Source organism: Sinorhizobium sp. CB7 (assembly GCF_041357635.1).
In the GTDB taxonomy this organism is placed as follows: domain Bacteria; phylum Pseudomonadota; class Alphaproteobacteria; order Rhizobiales; family Rhizobiaceae; genus Rhizobium.
In genome coordinates, this window is the sequence record NZ_JAULLL010000038.1 from 13,850 (window position 1) to 30,650 (window position 16,801).

Annotated in this window: 13 protein-coding genes and 1 pseudogene; 2 read left to right on the plus strand and 12 right to left on the minus strand. The window is 57.5% G+C overall.

The annotated features are described in order from the left end of the window. Positions 1-6 precede the first annotated feature (6 nt). From AAE029_RS35445 to AAE029_RS35480, 8 genes are all read right to left on the minus strand, one after another. On the minus strand, positions 7-1,299 hold the full coding sequence (locus AAE029_RS35445; protein ID WP_371077628.1) for a flagellar hook protein FlgE: 1,293 nt from the start codon (positions 1,297-1,299) through the stop codon (positions 7-9). Positions 1,300-1,420: 121 nt separating this feature from the next. Then, positions 1,421-2,092: a transcriptional activator Rem gene (rem, locus tag AAE029_RS35450; RefSeq protein ID WP_371077629.1), complete on the minus strand. Its 672-nt coding sequence runs from the start codon at positions 2,090-2,092 to the stop codon at positions 1,421-1,423. 279 nt (positions 2,093-2,371) lie between these two features. Then, positions 2,372-2,950, minus strand: a complete 579-nt coding sequence (locus AAE029_RS35455) for a transglycosylase SLT domain-containing protein (RefSeq protein WP_371077630.1) — start codon at positions 2,948-2,950, stop codon at positions 2,372-2,374. Further along, positions 2,880-4,340, minus strand: coding sequence for a flagellar hook-length control protein FliK (locus tag AAE029_RS35460; protein WP_371077631.1), 1,461 nt, complete (start codon positions 4,338-4,340; stop codon positions 2,880-2,882). Before AAE029_RS35460 ends, AAE029_RS35455 begins: the two co-directional genes overlap by 71 nt. Then, positions 4,340-5,653: a chemotaxis protein MotC gene (motC, locus tag AAE029_RS35465; RefSeq protein ID WP_371077632.1), complete on the minus strand. Its 1,314-nt coding sequence runs from the start codon at positions 5,651-5,653 to the stop codon at positions 4,340-4,342. Before motC ends, AAE029_RS35460 begins: the two co-directional genes overlap by 1 nt. A 4-nt stretch (positions 5,654-5,657) precedes the next feature. After that, the gene (locus tag AAE029_RS35470; RefSeq protein ID WP_371077633.1) at positions 5,658-6,968 is read right to left on the minus strand and encodes a MotB family protein; all 1,311 of its coding nucleotides are present in this window, start codon (positions 6,966-6,968) and stop codon (positions 5,658-5,660) included. Continuing rightward, positions 6,965-7,603 (minus strand): hypothetical protein, encoded by a 639-nt coding sequence (locus tag AAE029_RS35475; protein WP_371077634.1) that lies wholly within the window; start codon positions 7,601-7,603, stop codon positions 6,965-6,967. The genes AAE029_RS35470 and AAE029_RS35475 overlap by 4 nt, the downstream gene beginning before the upstream one ends. 256 nt (positions 7,604-7,859) lie before the next feature. After that, on the minus strand, positions 7,860-8,831 hold the full coding sequence (locus tag AAE029_RS35480; protein ID WP_371077635.1) for a flagellin: 972 nt from the start codon (positions 8,829-8,831) through the stop codon (positions 7,860-7,862). A gap of 17 nt (positions 8,832-8,848) precedes the next feature. Here AAE029_RS35480 and AAE029_RS35485 point away from each other — a divergent pair, with 17 nt between their 5' ends. Next, positions 8,849-9,127 carry a hypothetical protein gene (locus AAE029_RS35485; protein WP_371077636.1) on the plus strand — a complete coding sequence of 93 codons (279 nt, stop codon included), beginning with the start codon at positions 8,849-8,851 and terminating at the stop codon, positions 9,125-9,127. Here AAE029_RS35485 and AAE029_RS35490 read toward each other — a convergent pair. The 3 genes from AAE029_RS35490 to AAE029_RS35500 form a co-directional block, all read right to left on the minus strand. After that, on the minus strand, positions 9,124-10,404 hold the full coding sequence (locus tag AAE029_RS35490; RefSeq protein ID WP_371077637.1) for a flagellin: 1,281 nt from the start codon (positions 10,402-10,404) through the stop codon (positions 9,124-9,126). The genes AAE029_RS35485 and AAE029_RS35490 overlap by 4 nt on opposite strands. Before the next feature lie 248 nt (positions 10,405-10,652). Next, the gene (locus AAE029_RS35495) at positions 10,653-11,933 is read right to left on the minus strand and encodes a flagellin (RefSeq protein WP_371077638.1); all 1,281 of its coding nucleotides are present in this window, start codon (positions 11,931-11,933) and stop codon (positions 10,653-10,655) included. Positions 11,934-12,221: 288 nt separating this feature from the next. Then, positions 12,222-13,499: a flagellin gene (locus AAE029_RS35500; RefSeq protein WP_371077639.1), complete on the minus strand. Its 1,278-nt coding sequence runs from the start codon at positions 13,497-13,499 to the stop codon at positions 12,222-12,224. Between the two features lie 346 nt (positions 13,500-13,845). Between AAE029_RS35500 and AAE029_RS35505 the strand changes: the two genes are divergently transcribed. Further along, on the plus strand, positions 13,846-15,813 hold the full coding sequence (locus AAE029_RS35505) for a glycosyl transferase (protein WP_371077640.1): 1,968 nt from the start codon (positions 13,846-13,848) through the stop codon (positions 15,811-15,813). A 146-nt stretch (positions 15,814-15,959) separates the two neighbouring features. Here the strand turns inward: AAE029_RS35505 and AAE029_RS35510 are convergent. After that, a pseudogene (locus AAE029_RS35510) lies at positions 15,960-16,801 on the minus strand (hypothetical protein); the annotation flags it as partial.

Genomic DNA, 16,801 nt, shown 5'->3' on the forward strand with positions numbered 1-16,801 from the left:
CTTACTTTATCTCTTGAGATTGACGAGAACGTCCATGATATCCGAGCCTGTCTGGAACACCTTGGAGTTCGCCGTGTAACTGCGCTGGGACTCGATCATCTCCGTCAATTCGCCGGCGAGATCGACGTTCGAGCTTTCGAGCGCACCCGCCTTGATTTCGCCGAGACCGTTGGTCTGCGGGAAACCGGTGACTGTCACGCCGGACTGACCGTTGGCGCTGTAGACGTTACCGCTCATCAGCGTCAGCTTATCGGGGCTTGCCACCGTGGCGAGCGGAATTCGGTAAAGCGGCTTGGTGCTGCCGTCCTTGTACTTGGCGTAGACGGTACCGTCCGCATCGATCGCGACATCCGTGACCGGGCTCGCCGGCTGACCGTTCGGAGTTCCCGTTCCTTGGAAAGCGGCGCCGAGCTGCGTGAACCCGGAAAGGTCCATATCGATAGAGAGACTGTTTTCGGTGTCGGCGATCGTCAACGAGCCGCCACTGAGCAGCTGCCCGGTATCGCCGAATACCATCGTGCCCGATGCAACCATCCCCGGGGGGTCTGCATATGGGAAAGAGCTTGTTCCGCCGGTTGCGGCGTCGGACGCCCGGAAGACCGCAACTTCCCACTCGCCCGACGTTGGGGGTGTTGCCGCCGGGTCCGCTGCGGCTGTCTTGGTGAAATAGAAGTCGTAAGTGATCGTATTGCCGAGCTTGTCGTAGCCGACCATCGAAGTCTTCCAGGTGTCCGACGTCACCGTCGCGGTGTTGCTGCTCGGCAAGTCGGTCGTAACGACAGGGGAACTCGCCTTGAGATTGCCGCTGAACTCACCTGCGGTCGACGCGATCGCAGTCAGACCGCTTTGCGTGATATTGACCGGCACAAGGCCTTCGAAGCCATTGACCACCACCGAAGGGGAGCCTGAACTGTAAGGATAGCCCATCAAGGTAAAGCCAGCCGAGTTCACCAGATTTCCCTGGTCATCCGGCTGGAAGTCGCCGGCGCGGGTCAGGACCGGAACGCCAGCGGCGCTCTGGACGATAAAGAAGCCGTCGCCCGAGATCGCAAGGTCGTAGCCGGAAGTCGTATAGGAGATATCGCCTTGCTGGGAAACCGCATAGCGAACCGATGTCTGAACGCCGCCGGAATTGTAGTTGCCTGCCGTCGAGGGCAGAACCAGTGAGGAGAAGCTGGTGGAGGCAGCCTTGTAGCCTGCGGTATTAACGTTCGCGATATTGTCAGCGACGGTGCTGAGACGGTTCGCCTGGGCGTTCATCCCAGAAACCGCGGTCTTCATGCTGCCGAAAATGCTCATCTGAAATCCTCATTTCCCGTGTTATCGAAAGAATATTCATTGGGCCTTGCGTGAAGCTGTCTGGAAGACCAATGGCCGAACCAAATGCATCGACCAACTCCGGCCCCACGGCCGGCTAAAATCAATTCCAGTCGATGCAGTAGCCAAGGAAGCGCTTGGAATCGACGGGGTCGAAACCGAGCTTCTTGCGAAGCTTCTTGCGCAGCTTCGAAATGTGACTTTCGACGACGTTCTCTTCGACTTCCTCATCGAAGATGCCGTAAATGGCGTTGAATATCTGGGTCTTGGTGACACGACGCCCGCGATTGGCGATCAGATATTCCAGGATGCGCCGTTCGCGCCGTGGCAGCGCGAATACCTCGCCGTTTATCTCCGGATCGCGTCCGTCGGAGAACACCCGGATCGCACCGATGTCGGTGTAGTTGGCGATGGCCTTGAGACGACGGCGGATTGCCGCCGCACGGGCGAGGATTTCCCGCGGATGAACCGGCTTGCGAACGACGTCATCGACGCCGCAGTCGAAAAGCGCAAGCGTCGTTTCGAGCGAGGGCTGATCGCTGACCGCGATCACCGGTGCCTGGGAGCGATCACGGATCGCCCTCGGCAATTCGAACGCCTGTCGGCCCTGACCGATCAGGAAGGCTTCAACCGCCGCGATATCCGAATCCGCGGCCGTCTGCACCCATTCACCAAATTCAACTGGATCGAAGCCCGTGGAGGGAATTCCTTCACGGCCAAAAAGAGAAGTATATCCATCCTTCACGAGCTCGCGCTCATCAACCACGACGATCATTCGTCCGCCTCCGAATCAGTGTGGTACATCGACGGTGTATGGGTACGAATCGCGCGAATCGGCGGCAACTGTGGAAAGTGAGTGGCAGGAATTAATAATTGATTAAGATTTTAGCTGCGATTTGATCTATATATAGTATGTCCTTCACGATATGCATACAAGAATATCGGGGAAAAGTTAACGGGTACTTAATAATGGCTTGCGTTTCGAATTTTGCCAAGATTCATGCCACATTGAGGCAAAATGGCAAATTTTCGCCATATTCTATTTCTGATTGAATTAATTTTGACAAAAATTCGACGCGTTTTTTGTCCATTTTCCGTACCCTGTCGCCACCAGGTTGGCGATCACACGACACACATATTGTTTTTGGGCAGGGTCATTATTGGGGCCGGCGTGGTATCTGGCTACCGCCATTGTCCATGTCTCATGCTGATCGTGAAGATTGCGAAGAAATAGCGCTGCGTATTCCACATTGCGCCGCGGGTTGAACATCTCCTGCAGCGAAGAGAAATTTTCGCCATGATAATACTGGTTGATCTGCATGCAACCAATGTCGATCAGCTTCGCACCTCCCTGGCGGGCGGCAGCCACCTGGCGAAGCGCAGCCTCCTCGCTGGAAGGAAAAAAGGCCTTTCCCTCGATATTCAGGGCGTAGGGATAGAGCGACCCCTTGCGGCCTGTTTCGGTCAGGCCGACAGAATAGAGGATACCCTCGGGAATGCCGTATTTGGCCGCAGCCGACTGTATCTCACGCTCGCACGCGCCACTGGAGGAGGCGCGCGCTTCAGAGGTAAACGTGGCCAGGGCGGCTGCTGCCAGCGCTGCCAGAGACGCTTTCCTCCACGCCGAGGTCACTCGCGTTGCGCAAGCCTTCATTTCTGTCCGTCCGCTGCTCTGCCTGGTTCTGCCCGCGCGATTGCGCCTCGCCGCCCTGCCCCTGGTTCGGCAGAGACTGCTCATGGGATGACTGGCCCTGAAAGTTCGATTGATTGCCGGCATCGGACCGTGCAGCCGGCGCGATGCTGATTGTGACGCTGTCGACCGCATAGCCCTGGCTGCGCAAAGCTTCGGCAATACGGCTGTGATCTTCCTTGAGCTGGCGATAGGCGGCGGGACTATCAACTTTGAGATCGACGCTGAGTTCCTCGCCGGACAGGCGCAGTGTGGCGGTCACCAGACCGAGCTCAACCGGATGCATCTGGATCTTCAGCGTGTTGACGACCTTGCCCGTGCTTGTCCAGCTTGCCGCGTTGGAAAGAGCGGAGCTTGATTGCATCGCCTGCGCCCATTCCGAATCTCCGGCCAACGCACTCACCACCGCCGCCGAATTCGAGCCTTGCGCCAGACCGAGATAGCGACGGGATTCGAGCACGGTCACATTCTCTGCCTGACCGCTCTGTGTGCTCTTGACGTCGAACTGCGCGGATTCTTCCTTCTGACCATGGATGGACATATCGACGGACTGACCACGCCCGTCGGCGCGGCTCAGGCGGAATGTGGCCGTAGTCGGATCGCTATCCGTTCCCGGGACTGAAACATCATCGGAGATTTCCGTGTCGCCGGTGCGCAGGTCCGCAAGTCCAGTCCTGGTGCTGTCCTTCGTCCCCTCCTGCTTGTTACCAGCCTTGACGTCATCCTGCCGGGTGCCAGCACCCTGGGCAGCGAGAGCACCATCTGCGTTTTCCGCGCCCTTAAGCATGGCCAACACGCTGGAGAGACCATCGTCGGCCGATGTGGCCGCGTCTTCAGTCGAGCGGCCATCAGGTACGTCATCATTTCCAGAAGCACCATTGCCGGTAACGGCCCCGATCAAGGCTGCCAGGCTTTTGCCATCCCCGGCATCCGCCTTCGGATCGTCCGCATGGCCTGTCGTCCGAGATGCCTCCTTGGTCGACTTGCCCGTATCCTTCACATTCTTGCCGGTGGTCTTGTCCGGCACCGAGCCCTGAAGATGGTCAGTTATCTCCGCTTTCGGCCCTGTGTTCTGTATATCGATCAGGGGCGGCCGCGCGGCGCGTTTGCCGGCCGCTTCGCGAGCAGCCAATTCTTCGCCCGCGGCATCACTCGACGCGGCGGAGCCATCGTCATTTCCGTCCGGCCTCGTCTCGTCGCCCTTGGCCTTGTTCAAAACATCGAGAAATCCGCCGTTGCCGTCTGTGTCATCGCCCCTGGTGTTGGAGCGGACGGAATTTGACGCATAGGCGGCGTCTGCTCCAGCAGCGCCTGAGATGCCGATATCCATCATCAATCACTTTCTTGCTTCAACAGACTGTCGATCGCGTCCAACTTGGATCGGCTTGTCGTCATGAATGAATTGAACGAAGAGTCGGCATCCTGCCCATCTCCTTTCGATTTCTCGTCCGTTTTGCCGGGGCGTTCGCCCTCGGCCGCCGCGGTGCCGGATGCTTCTCCCACAGGAGGCGACTCGGCCGTTTCCGCGTTTTGCGGCATTGGAGAATTCGCTTCATTAGCAAGATTAGAAGTGGAGCCTTGCGCGAGGCTTTTCGGATCCGGCGGACGCAGTACGGCATCGGCAACCGCCCTCGCTGCCGCCCGCAAGGCCTGATCGCGCGTGGACAGCTCGTCACCGGAGACGCTGTCTATGCTTTTTGCCGCAGCACCGACCTCGGACGTTGGGATGTTCGCCACGCTGCCATAGAAGCCGGCCAGCGTTCCGAAGGCGCTGTCGCCCTCGCCGGACAAGGCCTGAGCCCTCGAGGCGGCAAGTTTCGCCAGGTCGGTTTTCCCTAATATTGCCGCGCTTCGGGCAATACGCAGATAGACCTCACGCCGCCTCGCCTCATCCATAAAGGAGAGGATATTCGTGACATCCTCTTGCTTGACATCGCCGTAGTGCTCGACCACGAGTTTCACGAAGAGATCGGCAAACTGGCTGGCATAGGGTGAATGCAGGAAGCGCCGGGCATAGCGTTGCGCATAGCCGAGCCCCTTGTCGACCATGCCCGCGTCCGTCGTGATCGCGACCGAGCGGCGAAGCGCCGCCTCTTCCACAATCGTGCCCGGTGCGGACAGCCGAGCCCAGTCATAAAACTTGAGCGCCTCCACCGGGTTCTTGGCAATCATCACATTGCCGCTGACCAGGTCGAGATAGGGGCCGATCTTGTGATCGCGATATTCACCTGCAGTTTCGGCAAGGCTCTTGACGACAAGAAGGCCCTTTCCGCTCAGATATTTGCGCAGGATGTCGGAGACGCGATTGTCGAAGTGTCCGTCCACATCGCGGGAAACGAGATATTCGAGAGTGTCGGGATTGCCGCCGCTCATAGCGTAGATCAGGGCGGCATCGGCATTCCTGCTGTCGTCGAAGACGGATGCGTCGACCGTCCGGAATCGATTATCGATGGTCGCCAGCATGAAACGCTGCATCTCCGCCGCCGAGTGGTCGCCCAGCACGACCGAATCCTGCACGAACTGCAGCGAACGCAGCATCTTGTATGGTGCAAGATTCTCCTCGTCCTCGGCACGGCCTGCTCCGGGTGCGAGCATGGCAAGGCCCAGAGCAAAAAAGAGGCAATAGCGGTGCTTCGGACTCGTCATGGGACTAGCCTTGATCTGCCTGTATCAGGATCTCGATACGCCGGTTGGCGTCATTGTACGGATCGTCGGGAATTTTGAGATGGCGGTCGGCGAAGCCGGAAACCTGCGATATCCGTTTTTCATCCAGGCCGCCGTGGACGAGCATATAATAGGCGCTTTGAGCGCGATCGAGCGAAAGGCGCCAGTTGTCGTTCTTGCCCTTCTTCATGAACGGCCGCCCGTCCGTATGCCCACGGATGACAATGGCGCCCTGGCGGGTGGCGAGAACCTTGCCGATCTGCTCCATCACGAGCACCATCTCGCGACGGGGGACGGCGGAGCCGATGTTAAACATCGGATCATTGCTCTGGTCCGAGAGGCTAACCAGCAGCCCACCTTCGGCCGGGGTGACAACCAGGCCCTCTGCAAGCTTGCCGGCGACGCCGCCGATCTCCTTTTCGATCTGGTCTTGCAACTGTTGGGCAGCCACTTCCGGCGTCTGTCCGGGTTCCTTATCCGACTTTCCCGTGTGCGCAGCCTGCTCGGCTTGCGAAGCCTTGCCTGCTTCGCCTTTCGAGGTTTCGGCTCCTGTCTTCGCGATCTGCCCGGTTTCGCCCTTGGCCTGCTCTCCGGCGGCGACACCGGGCTTCTCCGTCACCTCATCCGTATTTTCCTGCTCCGCCTTCGCCATCGCGACGACTTCACCTTCAGACGGTTTGTCGGTCTTGACGGGCTCGCTCTGTTGCTGGGAGGAAGAGACTTCCACCTGTTTTGTCCAGAAGTCGGGATCGAAGGGGTCGCGATAGGCCTGACCGCCATCGGCGCCGGTTGCGGGTCCGGAGTCGCTGGCTCCGCCCTCGCCTTTAGCGCTCACATTGGCCTGCTGACCTACCTCCTGCGCAATCTCTGCAAGAACGGAGTAGGGATTTTCGAAGAAATCCGCTTCGGAATAGTTTGTCTCGTCGCCGGAGGTCGATGTCTCATCGTCGCCGTCGGCGGCAGACGCTCCTTGGGTTTGTTCCTCCTGCTTCTGCTTCGATCTTTCCTGCTTCTCCTCGCCATCGGCCTGATCGACCGGTTTCTTGAGACCCTTTTCGGTCGGCTTTTCGTCCGCCAGTTTGATGGGGTTGAAATAGGACGCGACCGAGGCCTTGGTTTCCTCGTTCGCGGCGTTTACCAGCCACATCACGAGGAAGAAGGCCATCATGGCAGTCATGAAGTCGGCATAGGCGATCTTCCAGGCGCCGCCATGCGCCCCGTCATGGTCGCCCCCGCCATGGCGCTTGACGATAATGATCTCGTTCTTGCCGTGATGGTGGTTCTCGCTCTCGCTCATTCCAGCACTTTCCTCAAGCTGACAGCCCACGCGGATATCCGCGTAACGAGAGCCGCATCACCAATATCCACGGAGAGGTCGAGATCGTCCGCCTCGATGTGACGCAGGAGCCCTGCGTCCTCTCCAAGCTGTCCGATGAGCAGATCGAAGAGAGATCGGGGGCCCCTGACCGTTATCGGACCAGCCGAGCCTTCCAGAACGGCTTCCTCGATCAATCGTGCCAGATTTGCCACGGCCGTTTCCGTCAGGGCCTCCGTCAAAACCGGAGCGATCGCCTCCGCTGCCTGCGAACTGACAGTGTCGGCGACAGCAGAAGCGATCTCCCGGACCTTCGCCGCGATCAGGGCCGCCGTATCCGTCTCATATTTCCGCGAAAGCGCCTCTATCTCCCGACGGTGAGCGCTCGTAAGTTCTTCGATTTCCGTCTGATGCTTCTGCGACAGCTCTTCAACCGCGGCGGCGTGGCCTTGCGCATAGGCCTCCCGCCGCTCCGCTTCTATGTCGACCGGCGGATCTTCCGAAATATCGCCGAAATCAAACGCGCCATCCTCTTCGAAGATTTCCGGTGAAGGAGTCGATATTTCCGGTTTTGTCTCTCCGAAATCCTTGAGATACCGGGCAAGCATGGCGCTCATCGGCCGCACCTCGGATGCAGCCGGCCGCCATTCTTGCGGATCAAGCCGAATTTCATTTCCGTTCCTAAAACGCTAATCATTACGTTTCCGATATCCGTGTGACGCGGTGAGATATGGCAATGTCTTTGCGCCCGATGTGGCCACGGGCGGCTATCGCGGAAAGATTAGAAATTCAAACTTGTGCGAAGATGAATGTCGGCGGTTTCGTGGCTGTGGGGAGAGCCGCGAAGGCATATTCATGCCTTCGGCTCCATTTCTATTGCAGCAACAGCAAGACCTTGCTTGCGCTCGTATTCAAGATATTGAGGGCCTCCGTCGCCATACTCTGCATGGTCGAAAGGGCCTTTTGCCGTGTCGAAGCCTCGTCCATATCGGTTTCAACGAGGCTGGCGACGTTCTTGTCGATGGAGTCGCTCAGATTGTTCGCGAATTCGGTCTGGATATCGATCCGCGATTTCATTATCCCAAGTTGCGCGCCCGAATTGGTCAGCTTTGTCAGCATGTTCTGAACGACGCTGATCATGTCGCTGATCTCGTCGCTCGTCGTGCTGGATGTCAATGCTATCTCTGTGCCCGTGGCGGGCGTGGTGGATCCTGCATCGAGGAGGTAGTAGTTTCGGGCCGTGGTTGGCGCGTCAGGATCCGGATTGGAGAGGTTGGCATCGTAATCCTTGGTCAGGATACCACGGCTTGCATCGGCCGTGTCGATGACCGTCGAGCTCGATGTCGGATAGTCCAAGGTCACGGTGTAGACTTCGCCGCTCGGGCCGCGGGTAAATGCTCCGATGACCGACTGTTGCGCCGGAAGAATGGCATCCTCGTTGAGAAGCCAGTTCTCGCCCGAAAACGAGGAGGATTGCACGATCGTCTGAATCGTATCCTTGTAACCGGATATCGTTTCATTGATCTTTTCAAGATCCTCTCCCGGCTCCTTGGCGGCAACAAGGGCCTTTTGAATCAGCGAGAGTTGTTCAATAACATTGTCCATGCCTGTATAGGCCGTGTCGACCTTGGAAGCTCCAAGGCCAAGCGTGGTCGCGATCGTCGTCAGGCTGGCGCTGTCCGATCGCAGGATCGTGGCCGTGGACCAGGTGGATGCGCCATCGGCGGCGGTTTCCACGCGTTTCGTCGACGAAATCTGCTGTTGAACCGTTGCGGCTTCCTTGTTGATCCCGCGCATAACGATCAGCGCCTTCAAGGCTCCAGCATTCATAATCGAAGTGGTCATCTATGCGTCCCCGATAAATGAAAAAAGGACAGGCCGGCACGGAACCGGCTACGACCATTCGGCGTCATGCCTCCGGCAAATTCAAGCAGCCGGTGTGTCGCGCGCAGCAAATCGGCTGCAACATGATGGTTAACAAAATCTCAAAGCGCTTCGCAAGCATTAAACGGGAGATCTCGAATATCCGGCAAGGTTCGGAAAAGGTTGAGCATTTGGAGGCCGGTCTGCAAGCTGGCGCTGCTCAAAATAAAAAGAACCGCGCCTTGGGGACGCGGTTCTCGAATGGCCTTCGATCTTAGTTCTGGAAGAGCGACAGAATGTTCTGTGCGCTGGAGTTCGCGATCGACAGCGACTGGATCGCAAGCTGCTGCTGCGTCTGGAGAGCGGAGAGCTTGCTCGATTCCTCTTCCATGTCGGCATCGACGAGGCGACCGACACCCGAGTCGATCGAGTCGGTCAAGGCCGAGACGAAGTCCTCTTGAAGCTGGATGCGCGTCGAGATCGAACCGAGCGCCGATGCGGCACTGGTCATGGCCTTCAGCTGAGTATCGACATATTGAATCATCTTACCGAGAGCATTGTCGCTGGTGATACCGCCCTTGGAACCTACGTCAGCCAGCTTGGTGATGTCGAGCGTCGATACCGAGAAGCCGAGGTCGATAGAGGTCGCGGTCGTCGCTCCAGCTGCTGTTGCCGTGTTGGCGGTGTCGACGTACCAGCCGGAAACTACCTCCTGCTGGTCGGCGGTGCCATCAGCGTCGATGTCGCCCGGGGTGTTCGTTGCCTTTGCCCAAACGTCATCGGAGAGCATAACCCAGGTGTTGCCGCCGCCGTCATCCGCAAGCTTGGTATCGGTATTGACAGTGTAGCCTTCGGCCACGAGCCATGTCCCGGTTGCCGTAGCGACGGTCGCGGTCGACGTCTTTTGCGTCACACCATCCGTGGCAAGATAGGAAATCGAAACATCTGCCAACGTCTGATCTGCAATCGAGACGCTGGAGTTGCTGTCGAGAATGCCGTACTTGGTCGTGCCAGTGCTGGTGTCGAAGAGGACCGTGGAGGAGTCGAGATCGTAGTCGATGGTCTTGACCGAGACATTGCCGGCGGCATCGCGCACGAAGGAGCCGACGACGCTCTTCTGGACCGAGGCCGTGGACGAGCCCAGGGTGGCCTGCAGCCAGTTTTCACCGGAGAAGGATGCGGATTGCGAGATGCTCTGGAGTTGATCCTGAAGCTGATCGATTTCTTCCTGGATCTTGGATTTGTCGACACCCTTTTCCGTGGCGGCGACCAGTTTGGCCTTGATTTCGGTCACGACATCCACGGCGCTGTCCATGGCGGAGTATGCGGTATCAATCTTGGCGGCGCCGAGGCCGAGGGCATCGGAAACGGCGGACAATGCGCTGTTGTCGGAACGCATGGTGGTCGCAATCGACCAGTAGGCGGCATTATCGGAAGCGGTCGCGACGCGGTAGCCGGAAGAAACTCGGCTCTGCGTGTCCTGCAGGTCGGTGTTGATGCCGCGAAGTGTCTGGAGCGCGGCCATCGCCGCGACGTTGGTCAAAATGCTCGTCATGTAAATTTGCCCCTTATTGGCAGGTGTTTAAAAAGGGACATTCCGGATCTTGGCCGGGAACGGTGATCAGCCTCATGCCTGCTAACCGGCTATTAATGTTGGTTAACTCACCGTTTCCATGGCGCCAAGAAACAGCAATATGGTTAACGGCCAGTTAACGAGGCCCTGCAATATCGTTAATAAAAAACGCCGGCTGGAAAAATCCGGCCGACGCGTGGTTTCGAGGATATGTCCCAGACGCGGTGCTATTAGCCGCGGAAGAGCGACAGGATGTTCTGAGCGCTGGAGTTCGCGATCGACAGCGACTGGATCGCAAGCTGCTGCTGCGTCTGCAGAGCGGAGAGCTTGCTGGACTCTTCTTCCATGTCGGCGTCGACAAGGCGGCCGACGCCGGAGTCGATCGAGTCCGTCAACGCGTTCACGAAGTCGTCCTGCATGCCAATTCGGCTGGATACGGAACCAAGGGCCGACGCAGAGCTGGTCATGGTCTTCAACTGCGTGTCGACGTACTGGATCATGGTCGCCAGAACCTTGTCCGTCGACAGACCGCCCTTGGAACCGACGTCAGCCAGCTTGGTGATGTCGAGCGTCGACACCGAGAAGCCGAGGTCGATAGAGGTCGCGGTCGTCGCTCCAGCTGCTGTTGCCGTGTTGGCGGTGTCGACGTACCAGCCGGAAACTACCTCCTGCTGGTCGGCGGTGCCATCAGCGTCGATGTCGCCCGGGGTGTTCGTTGCCTTTGCCCAAACGTCATCGGAGAGCATAACCCAGGTGTTGCCGCCGCCGTCATCCGCAAGCTTGGTATCGGTATTGACAGTGTAGCCTTCGGCCACGAGCCATGTCCCGGTTGCCGTAGCGACGGTCGCGGTCGACGTCTTTTGCGTCACACCATCCGTGGCAAGATAGGAAATCGAAACATCTGCCAACGTCTGATCTGCAATCGAGACGCTGGAGTTGCTGTCGAGAATGCCGTACTTGGTCGTGCCAGTGCTGGTGTCGAAGAGGACCGTGGAGGAGTCGAGGTCGTAGCCGATGGTCTTGACCGAGACATTGCCGTTGCCGTCGCGGACAAAGGATCCGACGACGCTCTTTTCGACGGATGCTGTCGAGGAGCCGAGGGCGGCCTGCAGCCAATTTTCGCCGGAGAAGGAAGCCGACGAGGAGATGCTGACGAGCTGATCCTGAAGCTGCGAAATTTCTTCCTGAACCTTGGACTTATCAACGCCGTCTTCGGTCGCGGCAACGAGCTTCGCCTTGATCGAGGTGACGACGTCAATGGCGCTGTCCATGGCGGCATAGGCGGTGTCTACCTTGGCGGCACCGAGGCCGAGAGCGTCGGAAACGGCCGACAGGGCGGCGTTGTCGGAACGCATGGTGGTTGCGATCGACCAGTAGGCAGCGTTGTCGGAAGCCTGGCCGACGCGATAACCGGAGGAAACGTTATCCTGCGTGCTCTGCAGGTTCTGGTTGATCCCGCGCAGCGTCTGGAGAGCGGACATAGCCGCCATATTCGTCAAAATGCTCGTCATGGTAATTTTGCCCCTTGTTGGCAATTTGTTGAGAAGGGACATTCCGGATCCTGACCGGGAACGGTGATCAGCGTCATGCCTGCCGACCCCATTTATCGTTGGGGTCAACTCGCCGTTTCGATGGGCTCAGGAAACAGCAATATGGTTAAGGAATACTAAAACGCCTTGCCGAAAAAAACATAAAAAAAACCGCGCCTTATGTGGACACGATTAACCTTTCCTTAAACTGTTTCGCGGCCGGGGAGATCCCCGGCCGCGATCTGTAAGCTGAACCAGATATGTCGCGGCTTAACGGAAGAGCGACAGGATGTTCTGCGACGAAGAGTTGGCGATCGAGAGCGACTGGATCGCAAGCTGCTGCTGCGTCTGCAGAGCGGAGAGCTTGCTCGACTCTTCTTCCATGTCGGCATCGACAAGGCGCCCGACACCCGAGTCGATCGAGTCCGTCAACGCATTCACGAAGTCGTCCTGCATGCCAATTCGGCTCGAAACGGAACCGAGGGCCGACGCAGCACTGGTCATGGACTTCAGCTGCGTGTCGACGTACTGGATCATGACCGACAGAGCCTTGTCCGTCGACAGGCCGCCCTTGGAAGCCACGTCGTCCAGCTTGGAGATATCGAGCGTCGAGACCGAGAAGTTGAGGTCGATAGAGGTCGCGGTCGTCGCTCCAGCTGCTGTTGCCGTGTTGGCGGTGTCGACGTACCAGCCGGAAACTACCTCCTGCTGGTCGGCGGTGCCATCAGCGTCGATGTCGCCCGGGGTGTTCGTTGCCTTTGCCCAAACGTCATCGGAGAGCATAACCCAGGTGTTGCCGCCGCCGTCATCCGCAAGCTTGGTATCGGTATTGACAGTGTAGCCTTCGGCCACGAGCCATGTCCCGGTTGCCGTAGCGACGGTCGCGGTCGACGTCTTTTGCGTCACACCATCCGTGGCGAGATAAGAGATCGAAACTGCAGCCGTCGTCTGATCTGCGATCGAGATGCTGTAGTTGCTATCGAGAATACCGTACTTGGTCGTGCCGGTGCTCGTGTCAAAAAGGACGGTGCTCGAGTCAAGGTTGTAATTCATGCTCTTGACCGAGACATTGCCGCTGGCGTCACGAACGAAGGAGCCGACGACGCTCTTTTCGACGGATGCCGTCGAAGAGCCGAGGGCAGCCTGCAGCCAGTTTTCGCCATTGAACGATGCAGATTGAGAAATGCTGACGAGCTGGTCCTGGAGCTGCGAGATTTCATCCTGGACCTTGGACTTGTCGACGCCGTCTTCGGTCGCGGCAACGAGCTTGGCCTTGATCTCCGTTACGACGTCAATGGCGCTGTCCATGGCGGTATAGGCGGTGTCGACCTTGGCCGCACCCATACCGAGAGCGTCGGAAACGGCGGACAATGCGCTGTTGTCGGAACGCATGGTGGTTGCGATCGACCAGTAGGCAGCGTTGTCGGAAGCCTTACCGACCTTAAGACCGGAGGAGACGTTATTCTGCGTGTTTTGGAGGCTCGAGTTTACCTGGCGCAGCGTCTGGAGAGCTGCCATAGCGGAGCTGTTGGTAAGAATACTGGTCATAAAAATTGTCCCTTAATGACGAGATACGATTGGGGGACATACCGGGCTCAAAATACCGGCGATGACGGTCGGCTTCATGCCACTCGGTTTTGTTCTTCGTTGAAAACCAAACCCGCCATGCTTCCGCGCATAGTTGCAGCCAATACTTTCCAAGGTATTAAGCAGAGAGCCTTCGGCACGCGCTCAAGTTGTTATGATTAACAGATTGTTTAAGGCTCTCGGAGCTGATGGCAAGACACACCCACACACCTGCTTCAGGCAAGGTTGGCCGACCATTATGGGTCAAGTTGTGCGTGCTCCGCATATTGGTGCGGCACCGTCAGAACCCTCGGCATGGAGAATTTTCGTGAGCGGAAAACCGACTTTTCTGGAAGCGTCCAAGGATTTCAATCAAGGCAACTACACGCGCTCGCTTGCAGCCCTGAACACGCTCATCGATACCCAGAAAGACGAAAAGACTTATGTTCTCCTGGCCAAGAATCTTCTGAAACTCGGTTTCAAAGCCGACGCGGCACGCGCCTATGTCATGGCTTCGAAAATGGATACGTCGAAATCGGTCGATCACATCCGCGAAGCCATGCGATTGCATCTCCAATGCGGGAACGATGACGACGTCCTAGTCCTTGGCAGCAAGGTTCTGCTGCATGCACAAAAGGACGCCGAAATTGCCTTCTTCATTGCCGCGGTTCTCCTGAAACGAGACCGCACGACCGCCAAGAATTTGCTGAAGCCCTTCCGCAAAGTCTTGTCGGAAAGCAGCGATCCCAACCATCACACGGTTGCCGCACATCTTTTGACAGACGACCTTAGAGATGACGGCAACCTCAAGTTGGCTCGCAACCTCTTCAACAAGCACTCTAATCACCTCCTTACGCACTACACATTTCTCATCTTTTGCCGCGAATTTTGCGACTATGATGCGGTTCAGAAACACCAGAAAAAATTCGAAGACGCCCTCGCAGCCGGCAATTACGAGATCCTTTCCTGGGACAATCCATTTTACAATCTGACATGGTGCGGCAACGAAGCGGCAAACCGCCTTGCGATGTTCAACGCCGCGTCTCCATATGCTCCCGAATGGTCTTCAGAGCGGCGAAAGCAACCACACAACTGGTCCGATAAAATAAGAATAGGTTACGTCTCCTCCGACTTGTGGAGCGAGCACGCTACTATGAAGCTGTTTCGCCACGTGTTGGAACTGCATGACCCGGAACGTTTTGATGTCACGCTTTTCTGCCACACGGATGAGGAACGAATAAAGGAAGACGAAGGGGGACGACCTAACTGGTGGAGGATTGTCAGGATCAACCATCTTTCCAATCAGCAGGCTGCAGAACTTATCCGCGGGATGGAGATCGATATCCTCGTCGATCTGAAAGGATACACAAGCGGTACGCGAAATCAGATTTTCAACTTGAAGACTGCCCCGATCCATGTCTCCTGGCTGGGCTTTCCAGGTTCCTCCGTCAACATCGATCTAGACTACATAATCGGCGATCGCTACGTGCTGCCTGACGCCGCAAAGCCTCACTATCATGAACGCTTTTGCAGATTGCCTGATACCTATCAGCCTAACGACCCTGTCTACAGGCCGCAGCTGCGACCGGTTACGCGAAGCGAATTGAAACTGCCGGAGGATGCATTCGTCTTTGCATCCTTCAATGCCAACCGCAAAATCTCCCTTGCCACAATTGAGTTGTGGGGCCGCATCCTTAAAAGAGCAAAGAACAGTGTCTTGTGGATCATGGCAACGCATCCGCGAGCAAAGGAGAATATTACGAAAAAGCTGGCAGCTCAGGGTATATCCTCGAAGCGGATCTTTTTTATGCCAAGCATCAAATATATGTGGCATATGAATCGAATGCAGCTCGGTGATCTTGCACTCGATACTTTCCCTTACAACGGTCACACGACAACATCCGAACAGCTTTGGGCAGGGTTACCGGTACTCACTGTGAAAGGCACACATTTCGCCTCTCGGGTAACGGAAAGCCTGTTGAACGCAATCGGCTTGCCTGATCTTGTCGCAGAAGACCTAAAGGGATACGAGGATCTCGCAGTCGAGCTTTATGAGAACCCGGTGCGACTGTCTGAGCTCAAGCAGCGTCTCAATGACAATCGTTACGTCAAGCCGCTCTTTGATGGCGAAAGGTTCTATCGCCATTTGGAAAAAGCTTATGAAATGATGGTCGAACGGGCAAAACTCGGCCTCGAGCCCGATCATTTTGACGTACCAGCGCTTCCTGCGCGGCAAGACCCTTTCTTTACCGTCGAAGCAGCTCCGTCTGGTATTGATCCTGTGAAAGCCACCTGACAGCTTCTTCGCTTTTTTCGCAAGGCCGGAAAAGATGAACCGCACCGGGAGACCCGGTGCGGTTCAGTTATCTTGTCTGACCACCAGATCGATGCTTGGAGGCGACCATGTCACACGGGACATGATCGCTTCCGCATCGAAAGGCATCAGATAGCCTGGTATGCCGCGATAATCGCCGCTGTCTGATCCTCGTTAAGTGCCGCCACCTGCGTTGTCGTGATGGCCCGCAATTGGTCGCTGGAGAGGCTCAAGATGTCCTCCGTCGACACACCGGGCAGTGCTGCCAGGCTGATCGCCGCGATGTCGGCGGTCGAGAAGGTCGCAAGATCTTCCGTAGACAGTGCCGCAATGTCGGCGGAGTCCAGAGCGCCAACCTGCGCCGAGGTCAGCGCCTCGACCTGAGCGGTGCTCAACGCCCCGATCTGGTCGGAGTTCAGGGCTCCAATTACCTTCGTGCTCAAGGCTGCGACCTGGCCAGTGGAGAGCGCGGCGATGCTGTCGGTGCTGAGCGCCGAGAGCTGCGCCGAGGTCAGGGCTCCGACCTGCGACGAGGTCAGGGCTCCGATCTGGGCAGTGTTGAGTGCACCGATCTGGGCGGTTGAGAGCGCCGCGATCTGGGTGGTCTTCAGTGCTGCAGCCTGATCGGTTGAGAGCGCCGCGAGATCATCCGTGGAGAGCCCGGACAGGGCAGCCACCGTGACCGCCGCGATATCGGCGGTCGAGAAGGCCGCGATATCTTCGGAGTCCATAGCCGCGATCTGCGTTGAGCTGAGTACCGCCACCTGCGCCGAGCTCAGCGCTTCAGCCTGAGTGGAGCTCAAGGTGCCGATCTGGGCGGTCGTCAGAGCCCCCAGGATCTTGGTGTTCAACGCTGCGATCTGGTCGGTGGAGAGCGCTGCGATGCTGTCCGTGCTGAGTACCTTCAACTGCGTCGAGGTCAGGGCGCCGATCTGGGACGAGCTCAGGGCACCGATCTGGTCGGTGGTGA